Origin of the sequence: Alteromonas sp. a30 (assembly GCF_026788005.1) — a bacterium.
Taxonomy (GTDB): Bacteria; Pseudomonadota; Gammaproteobacteria; order Enterobacterales; family Alteromonadaceae; genus Paraneptunicella.
In genome coordinates, this window is sequence record NZ_JABEPE010000055.1 from 1 (window position 1) to 2897 (window position 2897).

Here is a 2897-nt window from a genome sequence, read left to right on the forward strand (position 1 = left end):
CCTTTTGCGGGCGGCGCTTCCATCTTCTTTATGAAAGAGCCAGCAAAGGCGGAAGTCATTAACGACATTAACGGCGAGTTAGTGAATTTATACCGCGTGGTCAAACATCATTTAGATGAATTCGTGCGCCACTTCCGTTGGGCCTTAGTAAGCCGTGAAGAATTCATCACCGCTAAGAAAACCGACCCCAACACGCTCACCGACATTCAACGGGCCGCACGGTTTTACTACCTGCAAAAGCTCGCCTTTGGCGGCAAAGTAACAGGGCAAAGCTTTGGCACATCAAGAGCAAAAACACCTCAATTAAACTTGCTCCGAATCGAAGAAGACTTAAGCAGCGCCCATTTACGCCTTGCCAGAACCACAATAGAGCATTTGCCGTGGGATAAGTGCATAGAACGTTACGACAGCGAAAACACCGTGTTTTACCTCGACCCACCATACTGGGAAACCACAGGCTACGGCAACAAATTCACATTCGACAACTACGAACACATGGCTGATTTAGCCAAACGCAGCAAAGGAAAATTTGTTATTTCCATCAACGACCACCCAGATATTCGAGAAGTATTTAAAGGGTTTGAACTACGAGAGCTTGATATTAAACACAAAGTGGGCGGTAGTGTTAAGACAGTAGATCGGCGGGAATTAGTGATATTGGGGTGAGTTTTTGGTGTGAATTTGAGGGATTAAGCTTGGCTAGAATAGCAAGGAACGAGCGTCAGCCAAGCGTTTTTATGTCCTTTTGAGCTCTTGTTAATTACTGCTATGCTCAATAACTAGATTTATGTTTGGATTTACCACACCTTACACATTTGTAATGTAAGTCTTTAATTCCATCCCGATCGCGCTCAGATTCCAAGTTCCAAGTATGTAAATTTAAATAACAACCAATAACTAATTTTACGGGCCATAATAGAAATCTTAATAAACAAAAAATAAGGATGCATAAGAGTCCCCAAATAATTTTCAGCATAATTTACTTAGCTAGCTAACGGGCAGTAATGTAACATCATGATCGCGATAAATTGCTGCGTTAACGTCCCTGAGAGGTACTCAGTGCTACATATGCTAAGCGCCTTGTTAGGCACGAACTCCTACATCATGCTCCAACTCATAACAACGAGCCGAAAGTTTCACGCAAATTGCGACCAGCACGCTGGAAAACAATAAGTTCTGATTGTTTGCATGTTGAAATCTCAACTGTGTAAATGTTTTACCGAGAGGGCTTCCTATCCTAAGAACATCACTTTCCGCAATATTCATATCCAGCTGGTGTGCAAATTTATTTCTCAGCTTATTAAGATTACGCAGTGAAGATATGAGGGAGTCAGGAAGAATATCCGTTGCTTCACAGATCAACAGCTTCTGATGGTATGAGAAGCTTCCATTTTCTACTAATTTGTCTCCACGTTCCAATGCAGACAATATGACTTTCTCTAAAAAATTTTCTGTATACAAATGAGCTTTAAGAACCTGTACCAATGGCTCGACATTACCGACAAATATTTTTGTAAGCTCTTTTGTTTCAACTTTCATTACTTCTTCAAGGTTTAACTCTTCCATTCACTTGCCTTTGTGCCTAACGCCAGCATTTTCGGCTGGTTTGGAGCGTAGCGGAAAACCAGTCCGACAACATGCGCTTGCTAGCTCTTTTAACTAATAGGATCTCATCCATGCAAGGATATCATTGTAATCCTTGAGCGTGATGTCCCACTCACTTGTTGCCTGATTTTGTGCAAAATCTATAGCACCACTTGTAAAGGTTGATGTGGTAGCCAATATTACTTTATTTGGGCCGTTCTTCGTATTTTTAACACCGTGCAAGGATCTTATTAGCTCAACACCAACTTTATTTGGTTGCGCATAGCGCTTACACTCAATAAAATATTTTGTATCAATACCTAACTCGTTTCGATGTACAGCTATTATGTCTTTTCCACCATCTCTGGTGCTAGCTGTTAGTGCGACCTCAAAGCCTTTATTTCTAAATATTTCTGCAATAATTTCTTCAAATTCACGAGGTGAAATCTGATGTAAATATTCAGGATTCTGACTTAGAAATCTAATTAATTCTGGTATGTTGGAGCTAAGAAGGTCTACATCGGTAATTATTCTACTTTCTGGAACAATTAATTTTGGCTCAGGAAATAGGTATATCTCTTCATAGTCAGGGAGGTACTTGATGTCTGGCTTATTTCCACAACTAGCACCTTGCGTATTATCTATTACATAGCTCAATACATCTGAAGGATACTCTGTGGCATCAAATTTCAGTTGTATCTCAGAACCACATATGGTGCAGTTGAATTCAAACAACAATTCGTAATTGTTCTCTTGGCCCATACCATTTTCATGATACTCACCTCCGTAACACTCAATATTGAAATCTGAAATGGGAACGACTTGTACCTCTCCACATTCGTCACATGAAGATGATATTTCTCCATCAAACGTCCACATTTTATATTCTCCGTAAGTGAGCTAACAGGATATTACTGCGAATTTTCGGTAATAACGGACATTGGTAATACCCCAATTTCACCACTTCGCAAACATTCTCTAATTTTAACAGCACAATAGGATAATTTAAAAACCTTTATTAACATCCTGTTTTCGTAAAAGCGAGAGTTGTAATTTACAGAGGTTTTTGTAAATGTAGTGGCTAACAACTTTATGTCACTACTATCAATCACATAGAGAAATTCCCCCCCCGAAAGCGAGCATTTATCTGCTGAAAAGAGATTTTAGGGAAATTTTATAAGCGCTGCTCTCACCCCCCAAACGCTCGCCATTGTTGACAATAAAGCCTGTCAAACTCACAATACCGACGCCAGCAACATGCTGGTCAGGATTGAGACCCTGTTTCTTACGAGAGCCGCGAAAACAAAGCGTTT

Annotated in this window: 3 protein-coding genes; 1 reads left to right on the top strand and 2 read right to left on the bottom strand. The window is 40.2% G+C overall.

The window, feature by feature from the left end; translation table 11 throughout:
* Positions 1-666, top strand: a 666-nt coding sequence (locus HJG39_RS19000; RefSeq protein WP_268411961.1) for a DNA adenine methylase, incomplete at its 5' end; no start/stop codon positions are given.
* A 417-nt stretch (positions 667-1083) separates the two neighbouring features.
* Here the strand turns inward: HJG39_RS19000 and HJG39_RS19005 are convergent.
* Together HJG39_RS19005 and HJG39_RS19010 are read right to left on the bottom strand one after the other, a co-directional pair.
* Positions 1084-1566: a hypothetical protein gene (locus HJG39_RS19005; RefSeq protein ID WP_268411963.1), complete on the bottom strand. Its 483-nt coding sequence runs from the start codon at positions 1564-1566 to the stop codon at positions 1084-1086.
* A gap of 93 nt (positions 1567-1659) precedes the next feature.
* Positions 1660-2463 (bottom strand): restriction endonuclease, encoded by an 804-nt coding sequence (locus HJG39_RS19010; protein ID WP_268411964.1) that lies wholly within the window; start codon positions 2461-2463, stop codon positions 1660-1662.
* Between the last annotated feature and the right edge of the window lie 434 nt (positions 2464-2897).

Excerpts from the sequence above, each read along its gene's own strand:
- HJG39_RS19005 (WP_268411963.1), bottom strand. The coding sequence starts at position 1,566 with ATGGAAGAGTTAAACCTTGAAGAAGTAATGAAAGTTGAAACAAAAGAG.
- HJG39_RS19010 (WP_268411964.1), bottom strand. The coding sequence starts at position 2,463 with ATGTGGACGTTTGATGGAGAAATATCATCTTCATGTGACGAATGTGGA.